General features: G+C 63.1%; 23 protein-coding genes and 1 riboswitch. Of the genes, 7 read left to right on the top strand and 16 right to left on the bottom strand.

The window, feature by feature from the left end:
- The first annotated feature begins 14 nt into the window (after positions 1-14).
- A riboswitch (FMN riboswitch) is annotated at positions 15-186 on the top strand.
- Positions 187-282: 96 nt separating this feature from the next.
- Positions 283-792, top strand: a complete 510-nt coding sequence (locus CAG29_RS05405) for a 6,7-dimethyl-8-ribityllumazine synthase (protein ID WP_085578228.1) — start codon at positions 283-285, stop codon at positions 790-792.
- 158 nt (positions 793-950) lie between these two features.
- Here CAG29_RS05405 and astE read toward each other — a convergent pair whose 3' ends face one another.
- The 14 genes from astE to acs form a co-directional block, all read right to left on the bottom strand.
- Positions 951-1,961, bottom strand: a complete 1,011-nt coding sequence (astE, locus tag CAG29_RS05400; RefSeq protein ID WP_085578229.1) for a succinylglutamate desuccinylase — start codon at positions 1,959-1,961, stop codon at positions 951-953.
- Between the two features lie 12 nt (positions 1,962-1,973).
- A complete protein-coding gene (locus CAG29_RS05395; protein ID WP_085578230.1) occupies positions 1,974-2,261 on the bottom strand; it encodes a topoisomerase II in 288 nt (95 codons plus the stop codon).
- A 57-nt stretch (positions 2,262-2,318) separates the two neighbouring features.
- Complete coding sequence (gene astB / locus CAG29_RS05390) at positions 2,319-3,665, bottom strand: N-succinylarginine dihydrolase (RefSeq protein ID WP_085578231.1); 1,347 nt, start codon at positions 3,663-3,665, stop codon at positions 2,319-2,321.
- A 165-nt stretch (positions 3,666-3,830) separates the two neighbouring features.
- Positions 3,831-5,297 carry a succinylglutamate-semialdehyde dehydrogenase gene (gene astD, locus CAG29_RS05385; protein ID WP_085578232.1) on the bottom strand — a complete coding sequence of 489 codons (1,467 nt, stop codon included), beginning with the start codon at positions 5,295-5,297 and terminating at the stop codon, positions 3,831-3,833.
- Positions 5,294-6,322 carry an arginine N-succinyltransferase gene (gene astA / locus CAG29_RS05380; protein ID WP_085578233.1) on the bottom strand — a complete coding sequence of 343 codons (1,029 nt, stop codon included), beginning with the start codon at positions 6,320-6,322 and terminating at the stop codon, positions 5,294-5,296. Before astA ends, astD begins: the two co-directional genes overlap by 4 nt.
- Positions 6,323-6,373: 51 nt before the next feature.
- Positions 6,374-7,393, bottom strand: coding sequence for an arginine/ornithine succinyltransferase subunit alpha (gene aruF, locus CAG29_RS05375; protein ID WP_085578234.1), 1,020 nt, complete (start codon positions 7,391-7,393; stop codon positions 6,374-6,376).
- Between the two features lie 228 nt (positions 7,394-7,621).
- The gene (locus CAG29_RS05370; protein WP_085578235.1) at positions 7,622-8,842 is read right to left on the bottom strand and encodes an aspartate aminotransferase family protein; all 1,221 of its coding nucleotides are present in this window, start codon (positions 8,840-8,842) and stop codon (positions 7,622-7,624) included.
- Between the two features lie 573 nt (positions 8,843-9,415).
- A complete protein-coding gene (argR, locus tag CAG29_RS05365; protein WP_085636663.1) occupies positions 9,416-10,396 on the bottom strand; it encodes a transcriptional regulator ArgR in 981 nt (326 codons plus the stop codon).
- Between the two features lie 235 nt (positions 10,397-10,631).
- Positions 10,632-11,396 (bottom strand): ABC transporter ATP-binding protein, encoded by a 765-nt coding sequence (locus CAG29_RS05360; protein ID WP_085578237.1) that lies wholly within the window; start codon positions 11,394-11,396, stop codon positions 10,632-10,634.
- A gap of 27 nt (positions 11,397-11,423) precedes the next feature.
- Positions 11,424-12,536 (bottom strand): M14 family metallopeptidase, encoded by a 1,113-nt coding sequence (locus tag CAG29_RS05355; RefSeq protein ID WP_085578238.1) that lies wholly within the window; start codon positions 12,534-12,536, stop codon positions 11,424-11,426.
- A 1-nt stretch (position 12,537) separates the two neighbouring features.
- Positions 12,538-13,236: an ABC transporter permease gene (locus CAG29_RS05350; protein WP_085578239.1), complete on the bottom strand. Its 699-nt coding sequence runs from the start codon at positions 13,234-13,236 to the stop codon at positions 12,538-12,540.
- On the bottom strand, positions 13,233-13,922 hold the full coding sequence (locus tag CAG29_RS05345) for an ABC transporter permease (protein WP_085636661.1): 690 nt from the start codon (positions 13,920-13,922) through the stop codon (positions 13,233-13,235). Before CAG29_RS05345 ends, CAG29_RS05350 begins: the two co-directional genes overlap by 4 nt.
- 91 nt (positions 13,923-14,013) lie before the next feature.
- A complete protein-coding gene (locus tag CAG29_RS05340) occupies positions 14,014-14,787 on the bottom strand; it encodes an ABC transporter substrate-binding protein (protein WP_085656019.1) in 774 nt (257 codons plus the stop codon).
- Between the two features lie 725 nt (positions 14,788-15,512).
- A complete protein-coding gene (acs, locus tag CAG29_RS05335; RefSeq protein ID WP_085578242.1) occupies positions 15,513-17,468 on the bottom strand; it encodes an acetate--CoA ligase in 1,956 nt (651 codons plus the stop codon).
- A gap of 474 nt (positions 17,469-17,942) precedes the next feature.
- Here acs and CAG29_RS05330 point away from each other — a divergent pair, with 474 nt between their 5' ends.
- The 4 genes from CAG29_RS05330 (at position 17,943) to CAG29_RS05315 (ending at position 21,615) form a co-directional block, all read left to right on the top strand.
- Positions 17,943-18,206, top strand: a complete 264-nt coding sequence (locus CAG29_RS05330) for a DUF2790 domain-containing protein (RefSeq protein WP_085578243.1) — start codon at positions 17,943-17,945, stop codon at positions 18,204-18,206.
- Positions 18,207-18,752: 546 nt separating this feature from the next.
- Positions 18,753-20,000: a ribonucleotide-diphosphate reductase subunit beta gene (locus tag CAG29_RS05325; protein WP_085578244.1), complete on the top strand. Its 1,248-nt coding sequence runs from the start codon at positions 18,753-18,755 to the stop codon at positions 19,998-20,000.
- A gap of 203 nt (positions 20,001-20,203) precedes the next feature.
- Positions 20,204-20,620: a very short patch repair endonuclease gene (locus CAG29_RS05320; protein ID WP_085578245.1), complete on the top strand. Its 417-nt coding sequence runs from the start codon at positions 20,204-20,206 to the stop codon at positions 20,618-20,620.
- Positions 20,621-20,637: 17 nt separating this feature from the next.
- Positions 20,638-21,615, top strand: coding sequence for a hypothetical protein (locus CAG29_RS05315; protein ID WP_085693936.1), 978 nt, complete (start codon positions 20,638-20,640; stop codon positions 21,613-21,615).
- Between the two features lie 3 nt (positions 21,616-21,618).
- On the opposite strand, the gene CAG29_RS05310 is transcribed toward CAG29_RS05315, so the two are convergent.
- On the bottom strand, positions 21,619-22,758 hold the full coding sequence (locus tag CAG29_RS05310) for a hypothetical protein (RefSeq protein WP_085693934.1): 1,140 nt from the start codon (positions 22,756-22,758) through the stop codon (positions 21,619-21,621).
- A 238-nt stretch (positions 22,759-22,996) separates the two neighbouring features.
- Here CAG29_RS05310 and CAG29_RS05305 point away from each other — a divergent pair, with 238 nt between their 5' ends.
- Positions 22,997-23,314 (top strand): hypothetical protein, encoded by a 318-nt coding sequence (locus CAG29_RS05305; RefSeq protein WP_085629607.1) that lies wholly within the window; start codon positions 22,997-22,999, stop codon positions 23,312-23,314.
- Positions 23,315-23,352: 38 nt separating this feature from the next.
- Here the strand turns inward: CAG29_RS05305 and CAG29_RS05300 are convergent, their stop codons facing one another.
- Entirely contained in the window at positions 23,353-24,408 is a 1,056-nt protein-coding gene (locus CAG29_RS05300) for an MBL fold metallo-hydrolase (RefSeq protein ID WP_085578249.1), read from the bottom strand.
- Positions 24,409-24,622: 214 nt separating this feature from the next.
- Between CAG29_RS05300 and CAG29_RS05295 the strand changes: the two genes are divergently transcribed.
- Positions 24,623-25,231, top strand: coding sequence for a TetR/AcrR family transcriptional regulator (locus tag CAG29_RS05295; protein ID WP_085578250.1), 609 nt, complete (start codon positions 24,623-24,625; stop codon positions 25,229-25,231).
- Positions 25,232-25,285 lie beyond the last annotated feature (54 nt).

The following is a 25,285-nucleotide window of genomic DNA, read 5'->3' as shown; positions in this document are numbered from 1 at the left end:
GACAAAGGGCGGCACAACGTTCTCAGGGCGGGGTGCAATTCCCCACCGGCGGTAATTGCGCGCAACGCGCATAGCCCGCGAGCGCTTGGCGGCAGGCACGGTTCAGATCGTGTCCGACGGCAAGGTCAGCAGACCCGGTGTGATTCCGGGGCCGACGGTCACAGTCCGGATGAAGAGAGAACGGGATTGACGCCAAAGGGCCGTCTGCGTGCTTGCGCGCGCGTACCCTTGATCCCTTTCGATTCATATCGCCCTGTTTTTCACACAAACAGGAGTCAGAACATGCAACCCACCGCAATCGACAGCAAAGCCAAACACACCCAGGGCGAGCGCGTCGCGTTCATCCAGGCCTGCTGGCACAAGGAAATCGTCGACCAGAGCCGTAAAGGTTTCGTCGCCGAAATGATCGCCCAGGGCTACCAGGAATCGGACATCGATTTCTTCGAGGTCGGCGGCGCGTTCGAAATGCCTCTGCACGCCAAGCTGCTGGCCAAGACCGGTCGTTATGCCGGTATCGTCGCGGCCGCCCTGGTGGTGGACGGCGGGATCTACCGTCACGAGTTCGTCGCCCAGTCGGTCGTCAGCGGCCTGATGCAGGTGCAGCTGGAAACCGAAGTGCCGGTGTTCTCGGTGTCCCTGACCCCGCACCACTTCCATGCCGGCGAAGAGCACCAGAAGTTCTTCTTCGAGCATTTCGTGCACAAGGGTCAGGAAGCGGCGAGAACCTGCGCCGACACGCTGCTGAAGATCCGTGCGCTGCGCCGCAGCGAGCCGCGTGCCGTAGCGGTCTAAGCGCCGAAACCTGTGGGAGCCCGCCTGCTCGCGAGGGCGGCGGGTCAGTCACCATCGATGTCGGATGGGCCGGCCGATTCGCTGGCAAGCCCGCTCCCACAGGATCTGCGGTGCTTCCGGATTCAGTGAAGGAAGCCTGCAGGGTTCGTGCGGCGTGATCAGGCCAGTTGATCGTCCGTGGTCGGCACGATCAGGATGCCGGCGCGCAGGCCGTTCTTGACCTTGGGGTTGGGGAAGATGATCCGCGCGCCCTGCTCTTCGATGATCCAGCGGGTATTGGCCAGGTCTTCGGCCAGCACATACCCCATGTCCAATTCCGAAAAGTTCTCGATGTCCGCCGGCAGGTTCAGGCGGAAGGCGTCGCTGTGCTTGATGATTTCCCGGGCCACGCTGAACAGCTGCAGGCCGTCCAGGCCTTCTTGCGCCTGTTCGGGCTCGTTGCCTTCGATGATCTGCTTCAGGCGGTTTTCCAGCAGCGACACGTTGACCCCGGCGTTCTGCCCGAACGGCCGGGCCTTGCCCAGCTCGAGGGTGAAGGACTCGGCGCCGAGCTTGTCGTAGGTGTACGAGCTGAACACGATCGACGGCTTGTTCTGCAGCAGCACCGCTTCCATGCCCGCCGCCCGCAGACGGGCCAACTCGCGCCGGGAATGCTGGCGCCCTTCCTTCCACGGGTACAGGGCAAACTGCTCGATCTTCGAACCGCGGATCGCGGTGTGCAGGTCGTAGTGCAGGCGCTGACGGTCCGGCAGGTTGAAGAAACTCGCCGCAAGGCGCTCCAGCTCACAGGCACGCAAGGCTTCGCAGCCGCTGCTTTGTTCGTGACGGCCGTTGAACAGCCGGTTGACGTCCTGCTCGATGAAGCGCTCGCCCTTGCGGATCGCTTCCGGGTTGCCGAACAGGAACAGAATGCGTGCGCGCGGCTTCAGGTCGCCGCGGGCGATGTCATGCAACAGGCGGTCGAGCAATTCGATCGGCGCGGTCTCGTTGCCGTGGATCCCTGCAGACAGCAGCAGGTCCAGGCCATTGTCGCGCGCTTCGGGCGGCCGCACTTCCAGCGCGCCCTCGCTCAACCAGCGCATGCGCACGCCTTCGACAGTCAGTTGAGTCTTCTCCGCCGGTTCGCGGCCGGCGAGGGTCAGTTCAAGCAGTTTGCCGAGGGCGAGCATAGAGCGGTTTCCTTAGTGGTCGTGGTTGCAATCCGGGCCGTGCACATGTTCCTCGCCACCGAGGTCGGCCGGTTCCATTTCCAGTTGCAGACTTACCAGATTAGTCGCCAACGGGCGCAGCAGCAGGTTGGCGTACTCTTCGTCGTCTTCTTCGACGTCGACGCCGATCAGCAGTTGGCCGCGGCCGTCCTGCTGGATCCACAGCTCCTTGCCTTGCCACATGACCGCGACGCGGGTGCAGGAGGTTTGCAGTTGCGTGCCGTCGGTGTCTTCAAGGATCAGCTGCAGGGAATCACTCATGTTTACGCTCTCTTGGGAGATGAAGCCGTGCGCCGCGCGAAGGCGGCGCACCGGCCATCAATTGATCTGGAATGGATAAACCGCGCCCAGTTTAAGGATTTGCGTCAGTTCATCCAGTGCCGTCCGGCATTCAAGCAGCAATTGCGGATCCGCCAGATCGTTTTCGGTCAGGCGGTCGCGGTAGTGCTTTTCAACCCATGCGGTCAACGAACCGTACAACGGTGCCGTCATGATAACCCCTGGATTGACCGCCGCCAGTTCGGTTTCGTTGAGTGCGACACGCAGCCTCAGGCAAGCGGGGCCGCCGCCGTTCTGCATGCTTTGCTTCAGGTCGAAGACCTTGACCTCGCGAACCGGGCCGCCGGAGCCGGTCAGGCTTTGCAGGTAGTTCCAGACGCGCTCGTTGCCGCGGCACTCTTCCGGCACGATCAGCAGCATCGAGCCGTCAGGGCGCGACAGCAACTGGCTGTTGAACAGGTAGGAGCGCACCGCGTCATCCACGGTGACCGCCGAACGCGGCACGCAGATCGACTGGAACTTGCCGCCGACCTTGGCGAGCTTGGTTTGCAGCTCGGCCAGCATCTGTTCGGTCTCCAGGAACGCGTCCTCGTGATAGAACAGCACCTCGCCGTTGCCCACCGCGATCACGTCATTGTGGAACACGCCCTGATCGATCACCGCCGGGTTCTGCTGGGCGTAGACCACGCCGTCGTCACGCAGGCCGTGCAGGCGGGCGACCGCCTGGGACGCTTCGAGGGTCTGGCGCGCCGGGTACTTCTGCGGCGCCGGATAACGGGTGTCGAACGCGCTGCGGCCGAACACGAAGAACTCGACGCCGGCCTCGCCGTACTCACGGCAGAAACGGGTGTGGTTGGCCGCGCCTTCGTCGCCGAACTGCGCCACCGCCGGCAACGCGGCGTGATGGGCGAAGTGCTGCTGATCGGCGAACATCGCCCCCAGCACGCGGCTGGTGGTCGGGTGTTCGATGCTGCGGTGGTACTTGCAGTTGAGGTTGGCGGCGGTGAAATGCACGCGGCCGTCGGCGGTGTCGGCGCTCGGGCTGACCGTGGCGGCGTTGGCCACCCACATGCTCGACGCCGAGCAGCTGGCGACCAGCAGCGGCATCGCTTCCTTGGCGGCGCGCTCGATCACCTGGGCATCGGTGCCGCCGAAGCCCAGACGGCGCAAGGCAGCCACGTCCGGACGCTCCTGCGGCGCCAGCACGCCCTGGACAAAGCCCATGTCCATCAGCGCCTTCATTTTCGCCAGACCCTGCAGCGCGGCTTCCTTCGGATTGGAGGACTGCTGACTGTTGCTTTGGGAGGCGACGTTGCCGTAGGACAGGCCACCGTAGTTGTGGGTCGGCCCCACTAGACCGTCAAAATTGACTTCACAGGATTTCATCAGCGAGGCTCCACGAGAATCTGTTGTTATAGGCTTGCGTAACGGTTCTTTGAGACTGCGGCGCGGCTTTCGCGGGCAAGCCCGCTCCCACAGGTCGGCAGGTGTTTGCACCTATGTGCCCTGCATCGATCCCGTGGGAGCCAGCCGGCCTGCCGGCGATGGGCATCACGCCATCTTCACGCCCGGCGTCAGGGCCGCCGGCAGCACCAGGTCCGGGGTTTCGAGCGAGGCCACCGGGTAGGCGCAGTAGTCCGCCGCGTAGTAGGCGCTGGCGCGGTGGTTGCCCGACGCGCCGACGCCGCCGAACGGTGCGCTGCTGGCGGCGCCGGTCAGTTGCTTGTTCCAGTTGACGATGCCGGCACGGCTTTGCAGCCAGAACTGCTGGTAACGCGCCTCGGAATCCGACAGCAGGCCGGCAGCCAGACCGTAGGCGGTGTCGTTGGCTTCGGCGATGGCCGCGTCGAAATCGGCGTAGCGGATCACTTGCAGCAGCGGGCCGAACAGTTCTTCGTCCGGACGCCCGGCCACAGCGGTCACATCCAGGATGCCTGGCGTCAGCAAGGCCGACTGCGCCTGCGGTTGGGTCATTTCCAGCAGCGGCACCGCACCGTTGGCCAAAAGATGCGCCTGGGCATCCATCAGGGCCTTGGCCGCGCCCAGGGAAATCACCGAGCCCATGAACGGCGCCGGCTGGCGGTCGAACGCGCCGACCTCGATGGTCGACGTCACCGCCACCAGGCGCGCCAACAGGCTGTCGCCCCAGGCGCCTTGCGGCACCAGCAGACGGCGGGCGCAGGTGCAGCGCTGGCCGGCGGAAATGAACGCCGACTGAATGATCGTGTAGACCGCTGCGTCGAGATCGGCGACCTGATCCACCACCAACGGGTTGTTGCCGCCCATCTCCAGGGCGAGGATCTTGTCCGGGCGCCCGGCGAACTGCTGGTGCAGGTGATTGCCGGTGCGGCTGGAGCCGGTGAAGAACAGGCCGTCGATGCCTGGATTGGCCGCCAGGGCGATGCCGGTTTCGCGGGCGCCTTGCAGCAGGTTCAGCACACCGGCCGGCAGACCGGCCTCGATCCAGCACTTGACCGTGAGCTCGGCGACCTTCGGCGTCAGCTCGCTCGGCTTGAACAGCACGCTGTTGCCGGCCAGCAACGCCGGCACGATGTGCCCGTTCGGCAGGTGGCCAGGGAAGTTGTACGGACCGAACACCGCCACCACACCGTGGGGCTTGTGGCGCAGCACGGCGGTGGCGTCGCCCAGCGGGCCGCTCTTCTCACCGGTGCGTTCACGGTAGCTCTGCACCGAGATCGCGATCTTGTTGACCATGCTGGTGACTTCGGTCGCCGCTTCCCAGAGCGGCTTACCGGTTTCCTCGCCGATGGCGCGGGCCAGCTCGTCGCTGTGGCTCTTCAGAGTGGCGGCGAATGCTTCGAGCACGCCGATGCGCTCCTGCAGAGAACGCTTGGCCCAGGCCGGAAATGCCTGGCGCGCGGCGTGCACCGCCGAATCGACCTGGGCGGCGGTTGCGCCCTGGCCTGACCACAGCACTTGCTGGGTCACCGGGTTCAGCGACTCGAACGCATCCCCCTGGCCGGCCAGCCACTGACCTGCGATGTATAGCGAATTCATTGTTTCGACTCCCGGGCTGCGGACAACGGAACGGCGCGCACCTGATCGCCGGCATTGAGTTGAAGGCGTTTGGCGGTCAGCGGATCGACCACCAGGGTGCCGGCGGCCAGACGCGCCGGGGCTGCAGTGATCCGGCAGTCCTCGCGCTTGCGGTTATGGATGATGAACGGCGTGGCGTCGTCGCCCGGCGTGCCCACCGCCAACACCAGCGCCTGGCTGTCGCGCACCGCGCGGATCTTGCCGGTTTCGCACTCGATGGCGGGGCCGGCGTCGAAGATGTCGACGTAGCCCTGATAGCTGAAGCCTTCGCCCTTGAGCATCGCCAGCGCAGGCTCGGTGTCCGGGTGCACCTGGCCGATCACGGCACGTGCGTCTTCGGACAGGAAGCAGGTGTACAGCGGGAACTTGGGCATCAGCTCGGCGATGAACGCCTTGTTGCCGACGCCGGTCAGGTAATCGGCCTGGCTGAATTCCATCTTGAAGAAATGCCGGCCCAGGCTCTCCCAGAACGGCGAACGGCCCGCCTCGTCGGAGACGCCGCGCATCTCGGCGATGATCTTGTTGCCGAACAGCTGCGGAAACTCGGCGATGAACAGCATCCGCGCCTTGGACAGCATGCGGCCGTTGAGGCCGGTGCGGTAGTCGGCGTGCAGGAACAGCGAGCACAGCTCGGAGTTGCCGGTCAGGTCGTTGGCCAGGAACAGGGTCGGGATCTCGCGGTAGATGTTCAGCTCCTGGGAGGCGCTGACGGTCAGGCCGACCCGGAAGTTGTACCACGGCTCACGCAGGCCGACGGCGCCGGCGATGGCGGAGATCCCCACCACGCGGCCGTTGTCGTCTTCGAGCACGAACAGGTAGTCCGCATCGCCGCGGCCGGCTTCGCCGCGAAAGGTCTTCTCGGCCCAGCCGACCCGGTGGGTCAGGCGCTCTTCGTTGGCCGGCAAGGTGGTCAGGCCGGTGCCGGTGCTGCGGGCCAGGTCGATCAGAGCGGGTAAATCGCTGCTGCGTACGGGACGAACGATCATGCTATCTCCTCAAACGGGCCGCCAACGCCACCCGTGAAACTCGCTAAGGCGTTAAACCGCCACCAGGCGCACGCTGGCGCCCTCGCCGACGCCCAGGGCTTCGGCCGCTTCCAGGTCCAGGGTCACCGGTTTGCCGGGCGCGTAGTCCAGCTCCAGCAGAACGGCGCGGTAATCCTGCAACTGCGCGTTGGCCACCAGGTACTGGCGCCCTGCGCCCTTGACCGGCTCGCCGATCTTCACCGGCACGACGCGGCTCTGGGCGATCGAGCGGATCCCCGAGACGCGGGCGTGCAGGGTCGGGCCGCCGTCGAAAATGTCGATGTAATGATCGGTCTCGAAGCCTTCGCGCATCAGGATGTCGAAGGTGATCTGCGCACGCGGGTGCACCTGGCCCATCGCCTCCTGGGCGGAGTCCGGCAGCAGCGGCACGTAGATCGGGTAGTGCGGCATCAGCTCGGCCAGGAAGGTGCGGCTCTTGAGGCCGCACAGGCGCTCGGCCTCGGCGTAGTTGAGGTCGAAGAAGTTGCGGCCGATGGCGTCCCAGAACGGCGAGTCGCCGTTCTCGTCGCTGTAGCCGACGATCTCGGTCACCACCGAGTCGGCGAAACGCTCAGGATGGCTGGCGACGAACAGCAGGCGGCCACGGGAGTTGAGCTCGGCCCACGGCGAGCCCACCAGGTCGCGCTGCACGTAGAAACTGGTCAGCAGGCTGTTGCCGGTGAGATCGTGGCACTGCGAAAGCACGTGGATCTTGTTGTGGATCTTCAGCTCGCGGGAAGCGTGCACGAAGGTCTCGTTGCGAAAGCTGTAGAACGGTTCGGAGTAGCCGGCCGAGGCGACGATGGCCGAGCAGCCGACCAGCTTGCCGGCGACGGTGTCCTCAAGGACGAAGAAGTAGCTTTCCTCGCCGTTGAAGCTGACCTCGGCGGAGAACGACGCCTCGCTGGCGGCGATCTTGTCGCTCAGGCGCTCCACGTCGTCCGGCAACGAAGTGACACCGATCGGGCTGTCCGCAGCCAGACGCTGTACCTCGCCCAGGTCAGCCATTTGCGCAGGGCGCATCACCAGCATGGTGTCACTCCTTTCTCTCATGAAAATCACAGGTGAAAAATTCCGCACCGTCCCCGGGTCGACCCAGAGTCGATTGTGGGAGCCAGACTGCCGGCGATTGCGTCCTTTCAGGCAACAGTGATGTTGGCTGTCAGGCCCTCATCGCCAGCGGGCTGGCTCCCACAGTATGTGTCGGTGCGAAACGAAAATCGGGTCCGGCGCCTGAGCGGTCAGGCGCCGGAGGGTCAATCAGGCTTGCGTCAGCTTGGCCACGGCGCGCTCGAAGCGCTCCAGGCCCTGATCGATGTCGGCGTCGTCGATCACCAGGCTCGGCGCGAAACGGATCACGTCCGGGCCGGCCTGCAGGATCATCAGGCCTTCACGCTCGGCGGCGTTGAACACGTCCTTGGCCTTGCCTTTCCAGGCATCGCTCAGCACGCAGCCGATCAGCAGGCCCAGACCGCGCACCTGGGTGAACAGGCCGTACTTCTGGCCGATCTGCTCCAGGCGGGTCTTGAACTTGTCGTGCTTGGCGTTGACGCCGTTGAGCACTTCAGGGGTGTTGATCACGTCGACCACTGCCTCGGCCACCGCGCACGCCAGCGGGTTGCCGCCGTAGGTGGTGCCGTGGGTGCCGACGACCAGGTGCTTGGCCAGCGCTTCGGTGGTCAGCATCGCCGCGATCGGGAAACCGCCGCCCAGGCTCTTGGCGCTGGTGAGGATGTCCGGGGTCACGCCGAAATGCTGGTAGGCGAACAGTTTGCCGGTGCGGCCCATGCCGGTCTGCACTTCGTCGAACACCAGCAGCGCGTTGTGCGCATCGCACAGCTCGCGGGCGCCTTGCAGGTACGCCAGCTCGGCCGGCAGCACGCCGCCCTCGCCCTGGATCGGTTCCAGCACCACGGCGCAGGTCTTGTCGGAAACGGCAGCCTTCAGGGCCGCCAGGTCGTTGTACGGCACGTGGGTGATGCCGGTGATCTTCGGACCGAAACCGTCGGAGTACTTCGACTGGCCGCCGACGTTCACGGTGAACAGGGTGCGGCCGTGGAAGCTGTTCAGCGCGGCGATGATTTCGTACTTCTCGCTGCCGAAACGGTCGAACGCCACGCGGCGGGCCAGCTTGAACGCGGCCTCGTTGGCTTCGGCGCCGGAGTTGCAGAAGAACACACGCTCGGCGAAGGTGGCGTCGATCAGCTTGTGCGCCAGGCGCAGGGCCGGCTCGTTGGTGAACACGTTGGACACGTGCCACAGCTTGTTCGCCTGCTCGGTCAGGGCGCCGACCAGCGCCGGATGCGCATGGCCCAGCACGTTGACGGCAATCCCGCCGGCGAAGTCGATCAGCTCGCGGCCGGTCTGGTCCCAGACGCGGGAGCCTTCGCCACGCACCGGAATGAAAGCGGCAGGCGCATAGTTGGGAACCATTACCTGGTCGAAATCGGCGCGTTGTACCGCAGCGTGCTCAACGGACATCGGAGTCTCCTGATGAGGAACACCCGCCTGAAACTGGCGGGAGATGGGGGGATTGTAAGGACAGTTCTCAGCCCGGCCTTGTCGCCAAGCGACAACTTCTTATAGCGCAAACCCCGGTTTTTCCCGGGTTTACGGCAATGCGACAAATAGGGTCGCAAAGGCGCAGTTTAACTGGCGACCGGGGTTTGCGGCAGACCTGTCACTTTGTATCCGATGCCGTTTTTCCGTGTGCGGTACATATGTACCGCACATGGCGCTCACCGATGGAGTCTGCTGTCCGCCCATCAATCAGCACGGCTCGCCCTGCGATGAACCCCCACCCTGTTGCCATCATCCGACCGACAATGCCATCACCGAAATGCCCCCCCGGATATTCTGGAATTGCCCATGGAAATCGCCCAAATCATTGAGTTGCGCGGCAATCCGCTTGCGCAGGAGAGCATGCGGTGCTGTCGGCTTGTTTCCGAACGGCAGCGGTCGATTTCGGCGCGCAAGCCATCATCGAACAAACGGAGGGGAGATTACGGACAGCGGGGCCTGCGGAACCGAAGAGCAAGCGCCCTCAAGCGCGGATCAACCGCGCTCCGGCGGCACCGAGGACAGCTCGAACGGGCTGCTGCTGCGCCGCTGGTTGCGGTCTTCCCGCGGCGTGGCGCCGAAGAAGTTGCGGTAGGCGCTGGAGAAATGCGGCCCCGAGGAGAAACCGCAGGACAGGCCGATCTGGATGATCGACTTGCTGGTCTGCATCAGCATCTGCCGGGCCTTGTTCAGGCGCAGCTCCAGGTAGTACTGGCTCGGCACACGGTTGAGGTACTGCTTGAAGATCCGCTCCAGCTGCCGGCGGGACACGCACACGTGCTGGGCGATTTCGTCGGTGGTCAGCGGCTCTTCGATGTTGGCTTCCATCAGCAGCACCGCCTGGGTGAGCTTCGGATGGCTGGAGCCCAGGCGGTTCTGCAGCGGAATGCGCTGACGCTCGCCCCCTTCGCGGATGCGCTCGACCACCAGTTCCTCGGAGACCGCGCCGGCCAGTTCAGCGCCGTGGTCACGGGCCAGCACCGCCAGCAGCAGGTCGAGCACCGACATGCCGCCGCAGGCCGTGAGACGGTCGCGGTCCCAGTCGAACAGATGGCTGGTGGCGATGACCTTGGGGAAGCGCTCGGCGAAATCGTCCTGCCAGCGCCAGTGCACGGCGGCACGGTAGCCGTCGAGCAGCCCCAGTTGCGCCAACGGGTACACGCCGGCGGACAGCCCGCCGATCACGCAACCGGCGCGCACCAGTTGCTTGAGCGCGCTGGTGAGGTTCGGCGCCAGGGCGGCCGGCGGCTCGTCGGCGAGCAGGAACAGTTTCTGGAAGTTCTCCAGCTTGCCGGACCAGGGTTCGCCAGGCAGTTGCCAGCCGCTCTCGCTCGGCGGTTCGGCCTGCAAGAACGACAACTCGTAGACCACCTCCGGATGCACCCGCTGAGCGACACGCAAGGCTTCCTCCGCCAGCGCCAGCGTCAGAGCTTTAGTGCTGGGCCAAATCAGGAAACCAATTCGATGGGCAGTCATGGGCGGGCAATCCGAAACGAGGTAACAGTATTGAAGGCATGGGCCAATGCTAGCCCGTAATCCTGAACCCGACATAGATCCAGTGTGGGAGCGAACCCGCTCGCGAAAGGGTTGGGTCAGTCAACGATGAGAATGACTGACCTGCCGCTTTCGCGGGCAGGCTCGCTTCCGCAGGGGAAATGAGCCAGCATCCAGGCTGCGAAGCATGCACTAACGTGGTGCATAAAGGGAGCGTTTACTTGAGGCTGCCCGAGAGGAATTGCTGCAGACGTTCCGACTGCGGGTTGACCAGCACTTCGCGCGGGTTGCCGCTCTCTTCCACCAGGCCTTTGTGCAGGAACACCAGCTGGTTCGACACTTCACGGGCAAAGCCCATTTCGTGGGTCACCACCACCATGGTGCGGCCTTCCTGGGCCAGGGACTGCATGACCTTGAGCACATCGCCCACCAGTTCCGGGTCGAGGGCCGAGGTCGGCTCGTCGAACAGCATCACTTCCGGCTCCATCGCCAGCGCACGGGCGATCGCCACACGCTGCTGCTCGCCACCGGACATGTGCCCCGGGAAGGCGTCCTTGCGATGGGCCACGCCCACCTTGTTCAGGTAGTGCTCGGCCTTCTCGCGGGCCTCGGCCTTGGACACGCCCAGCACATGCACCGGCGCTTCCATGATGTTTTCCAGCGCGGTCATGTGCGACCACAGGTTGAAGTGCTGGAACACCATCGACAGGCGCGAGCGCATGCGCTGCAGCTGTTTCGGGTCGGCCGCCTTCAGCGCGCCGTCCTTGTTCGCCACCAGCTTGAGCTCTTCGTTGTTGAGCAGGATCTTGCCCGCGTGCGGCTGCTCGAGCAGGTTGATGCAGCGCAGGAAAGTGCTTTTGCCGGAGCCACTGGAGCCGATGATGCTGATCACATCGCCGGCTGCCGCCTTCAGGGACACGCCCTTGAGCACTTCGTGACTGCCGTAGCGTTTATGCAGGTCTTGGACTTCAAGTTTGTACATGCGGTCGGTTCTCACAAAAACAGTCAGTCAGTCGTTGAGCAAGCGCCCGTGACGCAGCGCTTCGCGCCCCGCCACCTTGGCCAGCCAGAAACCGGGTTGGGCATATCGCAGCCGTTCAATGGCAAACAGCACCCCGGACGTACCAGCACACACCGTGCTGACCCGATCGGACACAGGGTCGATCACTTCAAAAATCTCATCGCCGGCCTCGACCCATTCGCCGGGCCTGCGCAAAAAGCTCACCACACCGGGGTGCGGCGCGAACAGCAACTCAGTGCCCTCGAACGGCATGCCTTCGCAAGGCTCGTGCGCCGGCTTCGGCCACTCGCCGCCGATCAGGCCCTGCTCGGCGAGGAACGCCAAGATACCTTCGGCCCAGTCCTCGGCCTGCGCCCGGCCGGTGTCGGCCTGGCCGCCCAGCTCGACGGTGGTCGCCAGGCAGGCCAGGGGAATCGACGCCTCCGGGAACTGGCGCGACAGGCGCAGCCACGGCAGCGAGCAGGCTTCGTCGAAGGAGCTGCCGCCGGAGTCTTCCGCCAGCAATCCCACTTTAACGTTCAGGTGCGCGGCCAGCGAACGCCACTGCGGCCAGTGCTGCGGCAACGCGTACAGGTGCAGCGCGGCTTCGGCGTCGCAGTGCAGGTCCAGCACCACGTCAGCGGTGCAGGCGTGGCTGAGCAGCACGCGCTGCATGCCTTGCAGTTGGCTGCTCGCCTCGGGCAACGCCGCCAGGTGATCGGCCATCGCCTGACGGATCAGCCGGACGTTGGCGTGCGGATCATCGCCCAGGCGTTCGCCCAGCGCCGCTGCGACCGGTGCGCTCAACTCGACGAAGTCGCGGTTGAAGTTCTTGCCGCTGCCCGCCTCGAACCGGCCCTGGTGATTGCCTTGCAGCAATTGGCCAAGACCCAGCGGGTTGGCCACCGGCACCAGTTCGATGACGCCGTTGAGCAGGCCTTGGGCTTCGAGCTCGCCGAGGCGCTTCTTCAGTTCCCAGGCGGTACGCATGCCCGGCAGTTCGTCGGCGTGCAGGCTGGCCTGGATGTAGGCCTTGCGCTCCCCGCCTCCGAAGCGGAACACCGAAATCCGGCGCTCGCTGCCCAGGTGGCTCCACGGCAATACGTGGTCGATGCGTTCCATGTCAGTGCTTCCGCGGGGCCAGGTAGCTCAGCCAGCGGCGCTCGGCCAGCTTGAACAGGCGCACCAGGATGAAGGTCAGGCACAGGTAGAACACGCCGGCGGTGATGTACGCCTCGAACGGCAGATAGAACTGCGCGTTGACGGTGCGGGCCGCGCCGGTGATGTCGATCAGGGTCACGATGGACGCCAGGCTGGTGGTCTGCAGCATCATGATCACTTCGTTGCTGTACTGCGGCAGCGCCCGGCGCAGGGCCGACGGCAGCAGGATGCGCTTGTACATCTTGAAGCGCGACATGCCCACGGCCTTGGCCGCTTCGATCTCGCCGTGCGGCGTGGCCTTGAGGCTGCCGGCGATGATTTCGGCGGTGTAGGCGCTGGTGTTGATCGCGAAGGCCAGGCATGCGCAGAACGTCGCGCTGGACAGCCACGGCCACAGGAAGCTTTCGCGCACGGCCTCGAACTGGGCCAGGCCGTAGTAGATCAGGAACAGCTGCACCAGCATCGGCGTGCCGCGGATCACGTAGGTGTAGAGCCAGGCCGTCATGTTGACCACCGGGTTCTTCGAGACGCGCATCAGGCCCAGCGGCAGCGCCGCGAGCAGGCCGAACAGCAGCGACAGCGCGAGCAGTTTGAGGGTGGTCACCAGCCCGCCGAGGTACAGCGGCAGCGACTCCCAGATGACGTTGTAGTCGAAGATCATAGCTCAGCCGCCCTTACGCCTACCGAGTAGCGCTTCTCGAGGTGACGCAGCGCCAGCAACGAGACGCTGGTGATCACCAGGTACATCGCCGCCACTGCCAGGAAGAAGGTGAAAGGCTCGCGGGTGGCGTCGGCCGCCTGCTTGGCCTTGAACATCATGTCTTGCAGGCCGACCACGGAAATCAGCGCGGTGGCCTTGGTCAACACCAGCCAGTTGTTGGTGAAGCCCGGGATCGCCAGGCGGATCATCTGCGGCACCATCACCCGGAAGAACACCTGCACACCGCTCATGCCGTAGGCCATGCCCGCTTCGGCCTGCCCCTTGGGAATGGCCATGAACGCGCCACGGAAGGTTTCCGAGAGGTACGCACCGAAGATGAAGCCGAGGGTGCCGATGCCGGCGGCCAGCGGGTTCAGGTCGATGTATTCGTCGTAGCCGAGCATCGGCGCCACGCGGTTGAGCATGTCCTGGCCGCCGTAGAAAATCAGCAGGATCAGCACCAGGTCGGGCACTCCGCGGATCACCGTGGCGTACAGGTCGCCCAGCCACGCCAGCCAGCGCACCGGCGACAGCCGCAGCGCGACACCGATCAGACCGAGAACGATCGCCAGGGCCATGGACGACAAGGCGAGCTGAAGCGTCAGCCATGCGCCGTCGAGGATGACAGCCCCGTAGCCTTTCAACATGATTCAGGTCCTCGAAAGTTGGGATGAAAAAATGGCGCAAACCGCAGAGATTCTGTTGCTTGCGCCATTTCGGACGGATCGTGCGACGAACTTACTTGCCGTAAATGTCGAAGTCGAAGTACTTGTCCTGGATTTGCTTGTACTTGCCGTTCTCGCGGATGGCCGCGATGGCAGTGTTGATCTTGTCCTTGAGCGCGTCGCCCTTGCGCACGGCGATGCCGACGCCGTCGCCGAAATACTTCTCGTCGGTGAACTGCGGGCCGACGAACGCGAAGCCCTTGCCGGCGTCGGTCTTCAGGAAGCCGTCATTCAACAGGGTAGCGTCTGCCACGGTGCCGTCGAGGCGACCGGCGGCCACGTCGAGGTAGATTTCGTTCTGCGAGCCGTACGGCTTGATCTCGGCACCCAGCGGGGCCAGGATCTCACGGGCGAAGCGCTCGTGGATCGAGCCGCGCTGCACGCCGATGTTCTTGCCCTTGAGCTCGGTCAGGCCGTCGCTGACAGCGGTGCCTTCCTTCATGACCAGTCGGGCCGGGGTGTTGTAGTACTTGTTGGTGAAGTCCACGGATTTCTTGCGGTCTTCGGTGATCGACATGGACGACAGGATCGCGTCGATCTTGCGCACCTTCAGGGCCGGGATCAGGCCGTCGAACTCTTGCTCGACCCACTGGCACTTAACCTTCATCTCTTCGCACAGGGCGTTGCCGATGTCGTAGTCGAAACCGACGATGCTGCCGTCCGGGGCCTTGGAGGCGAATGGAGGGTAGGCCGCTTCGATACCGATCTTCAGAGGCTTTTCGTCAGCGAACGATGGCAGGGACAGCACGGACAGTGCCAGGGCGCCAAGCAGCACAAGTTTCTTCATCTTGGGACTCCATCGGTAAAGGGCAAAAACGGCAGAGTGAGCGACAGCCCAATATGCGAATGGGTGGATCGGAAAGCGGCGCTGCATCGGTCGGACGTTTCCCGGCGAAAACGCCTGGGGTTTAAACACGAGCCACGACGAGCGAGTGATCGGCATTCTAGCGACAGGCCCGAAGCCGATATTTCTTCAATGCGACAACTAATTACAGATGCACCGAGAAACCCGCCCGAGCAGATTGACAGCTCCGCAATTTCATGCAAGAGCAAAAGACAGTGAACCGATCTATGTTGCAAATTGCGGGCCTATTATTCGCAAACCCTTCTAATCCGGCAAGCGCAGCGTTCCGTCTAATTTTGCGCAGGGCATTTTGAGGCCCTGAAACCGGGCGCGGCGTTTCCCATTGCCCCGTTGCGGAGCGGGCGGTTACACATTCAGTAACTTGAAGACGGGCCGGTAACAGCGGGAAGCGTCTGACGGGGGAAACCGATAATTATTGGTTGGGGAGTTTTCGCAGATTCTTCACTTGCCTGACCGATTGCCATCGCTGGCAAGCCAGCTCCCACAAGGTTTCGTGGCGGGTTAGGGATATCGGTTTCCATGCAAATCCCTGTGGGAGCTGGCTTGCCAGCGATGACGCCAACCCTCCCGCCCGAGAATCCGCAGACAGAAAAAAGCCCCGCCCGGCATGCGCCGGACGGGGCTTTTCAGCACGTCAGACCCGCCGCTTACGCGACATTCATGGTCTTGTGGGTATCGATCAGGTGCTGCACCACGCTTGGGTCCGCCAGGGTCGAGATGTCACCCAGCCCTTCGTACTCCGCGGTGGCGATCTTGCGCAGGATCCGGCGCATGATCTTGCCCGAACGGGTCTTCGGCAGCCCCGGCGCCCACTGGATCACGTCCGGCGAAGCGATCGGGCCGATTTCCTTGCGCACCCAGTTCTTCAGTTCCAGGCGCAGTTGCTCGGTCGGCTCCTCGCCGTTCTTCAGGGTGACGTAGACATAGATGCCCTGCCCCTTGATGTCGTGCGGCACCCCGACCACCGCCGCTTCGGCGACTTTCGGGTGGGCGACCATCGCGCTTTCGATCTCGGCGGTGCCCATGCGGTGGCCGGACACGTTGAGCACGTCGTCCACCCGCCCGGTGATCCAGTAGTAGCCGTCGGCGTCGCGACGGGCGCCGTCACCGGTGAAATACATGCCGCGGAAGGTCTTGAAGTAGGTGTCGACGAAACGGTCGTGATCGCCGTACAGGGTGCGCGCCTGGCCCGGCCACGAATCGAGGATCACCAGGTTGCCCTCGGCCTCGCCCTCGATGATGTTGCCCAGGTTGTCCACCAGCGCCGGCACCACACCGAAGAACGGACGCGCCGCCGAACCCGGCTTGAGGGCGTGGGCGCCCGGCAGCGGGCTCATCATGTTGCCGCCGGTCTCGGTCTGCCACCAGGTGTCGACGATCGGGCAGCGGGACTGGCCGACGTTCTTGTAGTACCAGTCCCAGGCTTCCGGGTTGATCGGCTCGCCCACCGAACCGAGCAGGCGCAGGCTGCTGCCGTCCGCCCCTTCGACGGCCGCCGTGCCGGACGCCATCATGGCGCGGATCGCGGTCGGTGCGGTGTAGAGGATGTTGACCTTGTGCTTGTCGACGATCTTCGCCACCCGGGTGATGTCCGGGTAGTTCGGCACGCCTTCGAACAGCAGCGTGGTCGCGCCGTTGGCCAGCGGGCCGTAGACGATATAGGAGTGCCCGGTGACCCAGCCCACGTCGGCGGTGCACCAGTAGATTTCCCCCGGACGGTAGTCGAACACGCGCTCGTGGGTCATGGCCGCATACAGCAGGTAACCGCCGGTGGTGTGCTGCACGCCCTTCGGCTTGCCGGTGGAGCCGGAGGTGTAAAGGATGAACAGCGCCTCTTCGGCGCCCATCTCTTTGGGTGCGCACACGGTGCCGGCCACTTTCATCAGGTCTTCGTACCAGATGTCGCGGTGCTGGTTCCACTTGATGTCGCCGGCGGTGCGCTTGCACACGATGACTTTCTGGATGCTGCTGGTTTCCGGGTTGGTCAGCGCGTCGTCGACGTTGGCCTTGAGCGGGATCTTCTTGCCGGCGCGGATGCCTTCGTCGGCGGTGATCACCACTTTGGAGCGGCAGTCGATGATGCGCCCGGCCAGGGCTTCCGGCGAGAAGCCGCCGAACACCACCGAGTGGATCGCGCCGATCCGGGTGCAGGCCAGCATGGCGACCACGGCTTCAGGGATCATCGGCATGTAGATGGTGACCACGTCACCGCGGTGCACATCCTGGCCGCGCAGGGCGTTGGCGAACTTGCAGACTTGTTCGTGCAGTTCGCGGTAGGTGATGTTGCGGCTTTCGGAAGGGTCGTCGCCCTCCCAGATGATCGCGATCTGATCGCCGCGCTCGGCCAGATGACGGTCGAGGCAGTTGTAGGAAACGTTCAGGGTGCCGTCGGCGAACCACTTGATGTCGACGTGATGGTCGTCGAACGACGTCTGCTTCACCGCGGTGAAAGGTTTGATCCAGTCGAGGCGCTTGGCCTGTTCGCGCCAGAAGCCGTCCGGGTTGACGACCGACTGCTGATACATGGCTTTGTAGGTTGCCTCGTCGGTCAGCGTATTGGCCGCAACTTCAGGGCGAACGGGATACAGGGAAGCCGCACTCATCTTTCCTACCTCGGTGTAATAGTTGTTTTTGTATGACCCTGTTGTAGCCGGGGCGCCCGTATAGAACCATTCGACGATGGTAGTAACAAGCCCCTACAAAACATCCAGACAATCCCGAAGCACGCCATAACCGAGCCCGCCCAGTTAACCGCAGCCCTTGTGGGATCTGGCCTGCCGGCGATTCCGGCGACTGGGTATTCCAAGCGGTCCACCTCCGCGGTAAGCCTCCGCTTACACGATATCGGGCGATTGTTACGAAATCTGCCAAAGGTGTTTATCAAAACCCGCTCTGTTTACCCCCACCCCGCCTCCCTAGAATCTGCCTCGCCGACAAGGCAAAGCGATTAACAACGTTACAGCCCCCACGAAGGCCGTTAATCACGCTCCGCTTCAAGTAACCCAAGCAATGAAGTTCCACACGCAACCCCAAAAAGGTTGCGTGCCCCCACTCGACCTCAAGAAGGTAACTTTGAAATGAAAGCTTTATTGGTTCTGGCCCTCAGCAGTCTGTGCGCAACCGCCATGGCAGACGAGGTCCCGACTGATGTCGCGCAGCAACAACCGGTGATCGAGGAATACACTTACTCCACCCACCTGGACATCGCCAAAGTGGTGTCCATGAGCGAAGTGCCGAATGTGTGTGAAGTGGTGCCGATGAAAATGGAATACGACGACTCCAAGGGCCAGCGCCATATCCTGCGTTACAGCGTCATGGGCAACGGTTGCTCCAACGGCTGACCGGGACTGCACCGCACCGGCCCGTTCAGCGATGCGCTGAACGTCGATTCCAGCCCGGCTTCGGCCGGGCTCAGTTGTGTTTTCCGATGCCGAAAGGGCTTGCAAAACACAACATATAGTGAAAACACGGTTTTTTTGTTCGTTTTTTGAACAAACCCGCAAACGCGAGATTTTTGCGAAAAAAAATCTTCTGCCGCCAAAGCCCCATAAACTCTCGCTCCGACCGAAAAAGCCGCCCTCCTGACCGCCCCATGCGCGGATTCGCCCCACCACGGCGGGGAAAAATTCCCTATAATGCCGCCCTAAACGGGCCTGCAATATTCCCTTACAGGGATCCGCAGCCAGTCCGGAGCCTCGCAGCAGCGTCCGACGACGCCTGCGCCCGTCAGAGGCTCCCGGCACCCGTACAAATTCAAGTTTTATTGCCTGCCTTAGCTGCTGCAAAAAACGATTCCTTTAGATCCAACGCGGCCGGTACGGCCGTGTGAACAACCCACAACCGGTTTTCACACGGGCATCCGGCCCTCACGCAGGAGACGACACGTCATGCTGAGCTGGGACGATTTCGACAAAGAAGACAGTGAAGCAGCGGCCAAACCAGCCGCCGCCGGCAACAATGCCGAAGCCACCCTGGACCGCCTCGACAGCGCCGGCGGCGCCGCCGCCCTCGAGGCCCGCGCCGTGACCGCCAACGACTCGGCCGCCGTCGCCCGCGCCAAGGCCGCACTGGATTCGCTCGACGTCGCCGAAGGCCTCGCCGAACTCGAAGGCTCCGCCGCCCGTGTCGCCGTCGACGAAAAGCGCATGATCAACTGCCGCGCCGACCTCAACCAACTCGTACCGTTCAAGTACGACTGGGCCTGGCAGAAGTACCTGGACGGCTGCGCGAACCACTGGATGCCGCAAGAAGTCAACATGACCGCCGACATCGCCCTCTGGAAAAACCCGGAAGGCCTGACCGAAGACGAGCGCCGCATCGTCATGCGCAACCTGGGCTTCTTCTCCACCGCCGACTCCCTGGTCGCCAACAACCTGGCCCTGGCCGTGTACCGTCTGATCACCAACCCGGAATGCCGCCAGTACATCCTGCGCCAGGCCTTCGAAGAGGCGATCCACACCCACGCCTACCAGTACTGCATCGAATCGCTGGGCATGGATGAAGGCGAAATCTTCAACATGTACCACGAGATCCCGTCGGTCGCGAAGAAAGCCGCCTGGGGCCTGAAATACACCCGCGCCATCTCCGACCCGGAATTCAACACCGGCACCGTCGAAACCGACAAGGAACTGCTGCGCAACCTGATCGCCTACTACTGCGTCCTGGAAGGCATCTTCTTCTACTGCGGCTTCACCCAGATCCTCTCCATGGGCCGCCGCAACAAGATGACCGGCGTCGCCGAGCAGTTCCAGTACATCCTGCGCGACGAATCCATGCACCTGAACTTCGGCATCGACGTGATCAACCAGATCAAGATCGAAAACCCGCACCTGTGGGACGCCGAAATGAAGGAAGAAGCTTCGCAGATGATCCTGCAAGGCACCCAGCTGGAAATCGAATATGCCCGCGACACCATGCCTCGCGGCGTGCTGGGCATGAACGCGGCGATGATGGAGGACTACCTGAAGTTCATCGCCAACCGTCGCCTGTCGCAGATCGGCCTGAAGGAAGAATACCCGGGCACCACCAACCCATTCCCGTGGATGAGCGAGATCATGGACTTGAAGAAAGAGAAGAACTTCTTCGAGACTCGTGTGATCGAGTACCAAACCGGTGGTGCGTTGAGCTGGGATTGATCCCCGGTTCGCCACGGTTTGACGGTTGCGGCCTGAGTCGACCAGCCGAAAAAGCAAAAGCCCCGATCTGATCGGGGCTTTTTTTTGCCCGAATATCCGTCCTCTGTGGCGAGGTAGCCGCTCCCTCGCAACGGCGCCTTGACCTGGTCGCCGCAACGCTCCCATGCTTGTCCGCAGACGCAAGCCCCAAGAGGCGGATCGGTATGTGCGCAGACCGGATCACGGCAGAGCAGCGCTCCAGGCTCATGGCGCAGATCAAGGGCAAGGACACCAAGCCTGAACGGGTCGTCCGCTCCTTGTGCCATGCGATGGGGCTGCGGTTTCGTTTGCATCGGCGAGACCTGCCGGGGTCGCCTGACCTGGTCTTTCCCAAGCATCGGCTGTGCCTCTTCGTGCACGGTTGCTTTTGGCATCGGCATGGCTGCAAGTTCGCGTCCGTTCCTAAAACGCGCCCTGAGTATTGGTCGCAGAAGTTCGAGGCCAATGCCCAACGGGACGAGCGTTGCATTAACAAGCTGAAGCTGTTGGACTGGCGTGTCGATGTGATCTGGGAGTGCGAACTCAAGGATCTTGATCGCATCAAGGAACGCATTCAGACGCTCACCGCCCCGCTCCACTGAAGGAACCAGTACCCGCCATGAAGTTCGACCTCGCCTATTGCGTCAGCCTCGACGACAAACTTTCGATCTATGACGTCCGCGACCTCAACTTCGACGAGACAGTGGACTTCGATTCGGCCAAAGAACAATTCCAGTGCCCCAACGATGCCTGCCGCACGGCGTTCGAGGCGTCGAACGGACTGGTGACGTTCAATGCCAAGAACGTGAACTACGTACGCACACCGCACTTCAAGAACCTGCCGACGACGCAGCATGTGGCGGGATGTCCGTACGCGAGCCTGAAAGCGTCGGCGTCGGGAAGCGAAACAGAGGACGGCGACGAAGGGCGGGAAGAGCACTTTCCGTCTGAGTTGCTGCTGACCCGACGTGAATACGTGCGCAAGCCGCCGGCTGTGGAAGTGGGGGCGGATGTGCGGCGGGACGATCCGCTCCGTGCAGAGCCGACGAACGCCAAGCCGTCCGCAGGCCGCGACACGGCGCCGGACAAGACCACGGTCTTCGCCCACCCGGTGGAATGTTTCGTGTCGAACTTCGCCGACAAGGAACTGCTCAAGCGCATGCCGCTCAAGATCGGCGAACACACCGCGCCCTATGGTTCGTTCTTCAAGAAGGTCGAATACCTGCTGGACAACAAAGGGCTGATCTACTGGGGCAAGATCAAGGAGATCAAGGACTACACCCAAAGCCTGCGCATCGACTTCGAACAGAAGGTCTGGTTCAAGCAAGCGGACGAGGCGAAGAAGAAACCGTATTCGGTGAACGTGTACCTGAGCAAGAAACTCATCGACAACTACCGCAAGCGCAAGGCGTTCCTGGAAGAGATCAAGCACGCTATCGACAGCGACAAGGAACTGTTCTGTTTCTTCTATGGCGTGACGCCGGAGCTGAAGCAGGTGCCGAGCAAGAAAAACCCCGAACAGACGTTCGGGGTGTTCAGTGCAAACATTGAAAACCTGGATCACTTCATAGTGCGGGAAGCGCCGGGGTTGGCGTGACCCTCAGCCCTGGGGCAGTTGCAGTTTGACGACGCCGGGGTGTTGCTTGACCACCGAGTACGGCAACACGGACCACTCGGGGTTGTCACAGTTGCGTTGGATGCGCGCGAAGTAAGCGCCCATGTAAATGCCCTTCGCCGTGAAGTGCCAGTTGGAATATCCCCAGACACTTTCGTCGGTGTAGTCGCACTCGCCGTCGTCTTCGGCAGGCTTCTTCATTTCTTCGGGATAGAGCGTGGCGAACTGTTTGACCAGCCATGGCGCCATGACCTTGCCCTGATCGTATTCGGTCGCTTGACTGTCAGGCTTGCCGATCCACAGCACATCCTTGAGCTTCAACAGCTCGCCGGTGCGCACATCGAGGTTGATCGGCGAACTGCCGAAGTCCGGATGGGCACCGCCGCAGTTGTAGCCGGTGGAAATCTCCAGGCTGACCACTTCCGGCGACAGGAACGTGGGGGCAGCCCCTTGATCGAACTCGGCATATTCGCCGCCATCCATCATGCAGCGGTGATAGTCGCTGACTTCGCTCCAGAGCCGGCCGAGCAGATGTTCGTTGATGCGTTGCCGTTCTTCTTTTGCGTAGCCGGACTCGACCGTGAACAGTGAAATCTTCGACTCAGGCTCTGCCCACCATTGCAGGTCGTAGCCCATGAACGTCTCTTTTTTCACCGGCTTGAGCGTGAGCCCGCGCAGCCGCAGATACTCGTAGGGGTCGCTGCCCGGCAATGCAGCGACATAGGGCAATGCGCCTGGCGCCGGGGCAGGCAATGCGGCCTGAGTGAGACGCACCGGCAGCTTTTTGCCCTGCGGGCTCTGCCACTCGCCCTGCCAGCCGTTGCCGGCCCGTGTCAGCGTGAGAGTCGGCAAGGGTTTGTCTTCTGCGCTGTAACGGGAGTTGCCTTCGTTGAGCGTGAGCACGCCGTCCTGCAGCGTACCGCCGAGCTCCAGGTCACGGTGGTACTTCTCGTAGAAATAGCGACCGCTCACCTGTTCCGCATCGGCGGTGTTCACTTCCAGGACGATCGGCATCTTGCCCAGCGTACCGGTAAAGACCTGACGGGTATCGGCGGCGTGAGCAGCCGTCATAAGCGCGAACAGCGCAGTGGCCGCCAAGGCCGGACGCAACAATCCCTTGAACATGAATCGATCCCTGAATGAGTAGGAGGTCGCGCCGGGCTTGGAACCGGCGCAGTCAAACGCGGGGCGCATTATGGCGAGGTTGCGTGCGGGAATCGAGGCGCAGCCGCTTGCACCGTTCGTCCGGTCAACTGCCGTTGGTTCGCAAAAACGCGAAATTGCGTTTGATCCGGCCTGAAAACAACTGTACAAAAACACAGTACATTTTCAGCCAGCATTTCTGCGCCCGGAGCACACCACCATGGCCACTTCTGCGATGAACCTCATTCTCGAACGCATTGCCCTGTTCCAGTTCACCCCGACGCACTGCGCCCAGGCCCGGGCGATGCTGGGCTGGAGTGTGGAGGCGCTGGCGCGGGAGGCCGGCGTCTCCACGGATGACATCCAGCGCTTCGAAGCGCAGCAGGACGTGGCGGAGGCCTCGCGCCTCGCGTTGACCTACCGCTTCGAGGCGCAGGGGCTGGTGTTTTTCCCCGGCTTTGCGCCGGCGCGGGGCGGGAATGTGAAGGGCATGACGCACGACCTTGGCGGCCGCAGCGACTTCGCGATGGCGGAATAGTCCGGTTTGCCTCGCAGGCGCGAACCGGTTCGGTACCCTCAGGCCCCCTGCACCAGCACCTCTGCATCCCCTTCCACCGCCAGCCACCACGCACTCCCGCGATGTGGCTGCGCCAAGTTGAAGACCTCCCCCATCTGCGGAGTGGTGATGGCGACGCTGCGGTCCCAGGCGAGGGCCAGGATACGGTCGAAGGGTTCGTGCCAGGCGTGCATCGCCAGGTCGAACGTGCCGTTGTGGATCGGAAACAGCCAGCGGCCCTTGAGGTCGAGGTGGGCCTGCAGGGTCTCCTCCGGTTGCATGTGCACGTGGGGCCATTCGACGTTGTAGGCACCGGTTTCCATCAGGGTCAGGTCGAACGGGCCGAACTGTTCGCCGATGCGCCTGAAGCCATCGAAGTAGCCGCTGTCGCCGCTGAAGAAAATTCGCGTGTCACCGTCGATGATCACCCACGAAGCCCAGAGGGTGCTGTTGCCGTCGAACAGGCCACGACCGGAAAAGTGCTGCGACGGCGTGGCGATGAAGCGGATGCCGGCGACGTCGGTGCCTTGCCACCAGTCGAACTGGCGAACCTTGTCCGCGTCGATGCCCCACTTGGTCAGGGTGTCGCCCACGCCCAACGGGGTAAGGAACACCTTGACCTTGTCCGCCAGCGTAAGCACGGCCTGTTGGTCGAGATGGTCATAGTGGTTGTGGGACAGGATCACCGCCTCGATCGGCGGCAGTTCGTCGATGCTGATCGGCGGCTGGTGAAAGCGCTTGGGGCCGGCCCATTGCACCGGCGAGGCACGTTCGGCGAACACCGGGTCGGTGACCCAGAACTTGTCTTGCAGCTTGAGCAGCAGGGTCGAATGGCCAAGGCGGTAGACGCTGTGGTTCGGTGCCGCCAACAGGTCGGCGCGGGTCAGGGCCTGCACCGGAATGGCGGCGGCCGGACGGGTATTGCGCGGTTTGTGGAAGATCATGTTCCACATGATGCGCATCATCTTGCCAAAACCTTCACGCTGCACCGGCGCATGGTTGCGAAACAGCCCCTGGGCCTGGCGGGAGGCTTCGGGCGCGGTGGCGTTGCTCATCGAAGAAACGGATTCGGCCATGACGGAATGACTCCAGAGAACCGCGCCATGCACGGTCTTCCAAGGGTAGGACAGTAAATGGCCAAGGCACGCACGCATCAGCCGGACATCTGGTTTTAGGGTGCACCGATTAACGCAACATTACACTGACCGGTGTACTTTCTAGGTTGCATCAAACCGGACGGCAAGTAAACTGCCGAGTGTAATTTCACCCTCTGCCTGCCGAATCGAACTTATGACAGCCCCCCAACGCCTCACCGACCGCAAACGCGAAGCCATCATCCAGGCGGCGATCGCCGAATTCCGCGCCAACGGGTTCGACGTCACCAGCATGGACAAGATTGCGGCCACCGCCGGGGTGTCGAAACGCACGGTGTACAACCACTTCCCCAGCAAGGAGGAGCTGTTCACCGAAATCCTCAACCAACTGTGGGCGCGGATTTCCGCCGAGCAGACCACGCCCTACAGCGCCGACCAGCCCCTGCGCGAGCAATTGCGCGAGCGGGTAATGGCCAAGGTGCAACTGATGGCCGACGAAAACTTCCTCACCTTGGCCCGGGTGGTGATCGCCACCACCATTCATTCCCCGGAAAGGGCACAGAACATGGTGGCGCGTCTGGGCGAGCGGGAGGAAGGCCTGACCTCCTGGATACGGGCCGCCCAGGCCGACGGCCGGTTGAAGCCGGCGGATCCCGAATTCGCGTCCCAGCAGATACAGGGTCTGATCAAAGCGTTCGGTTTCTGGCCACAGATGTCCATGGGCCGGGCGGCTCTGAACCCAGACATGCAGCACACCGTCGTGGAGGCGGCGCTGGACATGTTCCTGGCCCGCTATCAGCTCTAGCCCGGGCTTCCGTTGCTTCTGCCCACGGTTAAATGGCTCGGAAGGACACTGATT

Source organism: Pseudomonas sp. B7(2017), from assembly GCF_002112745.1.
Taxonomy (GTDB): Bacteria; Pseudomonadota; Gammaproteobacteria; order Pseudomonadales; family Pseudomonadaceae; genus Aquipseudomonas; species Aquipseudomonas ekonensis.
This window is presented reverse-complemented; position numbering and strand designations above follow the sequence as displayed.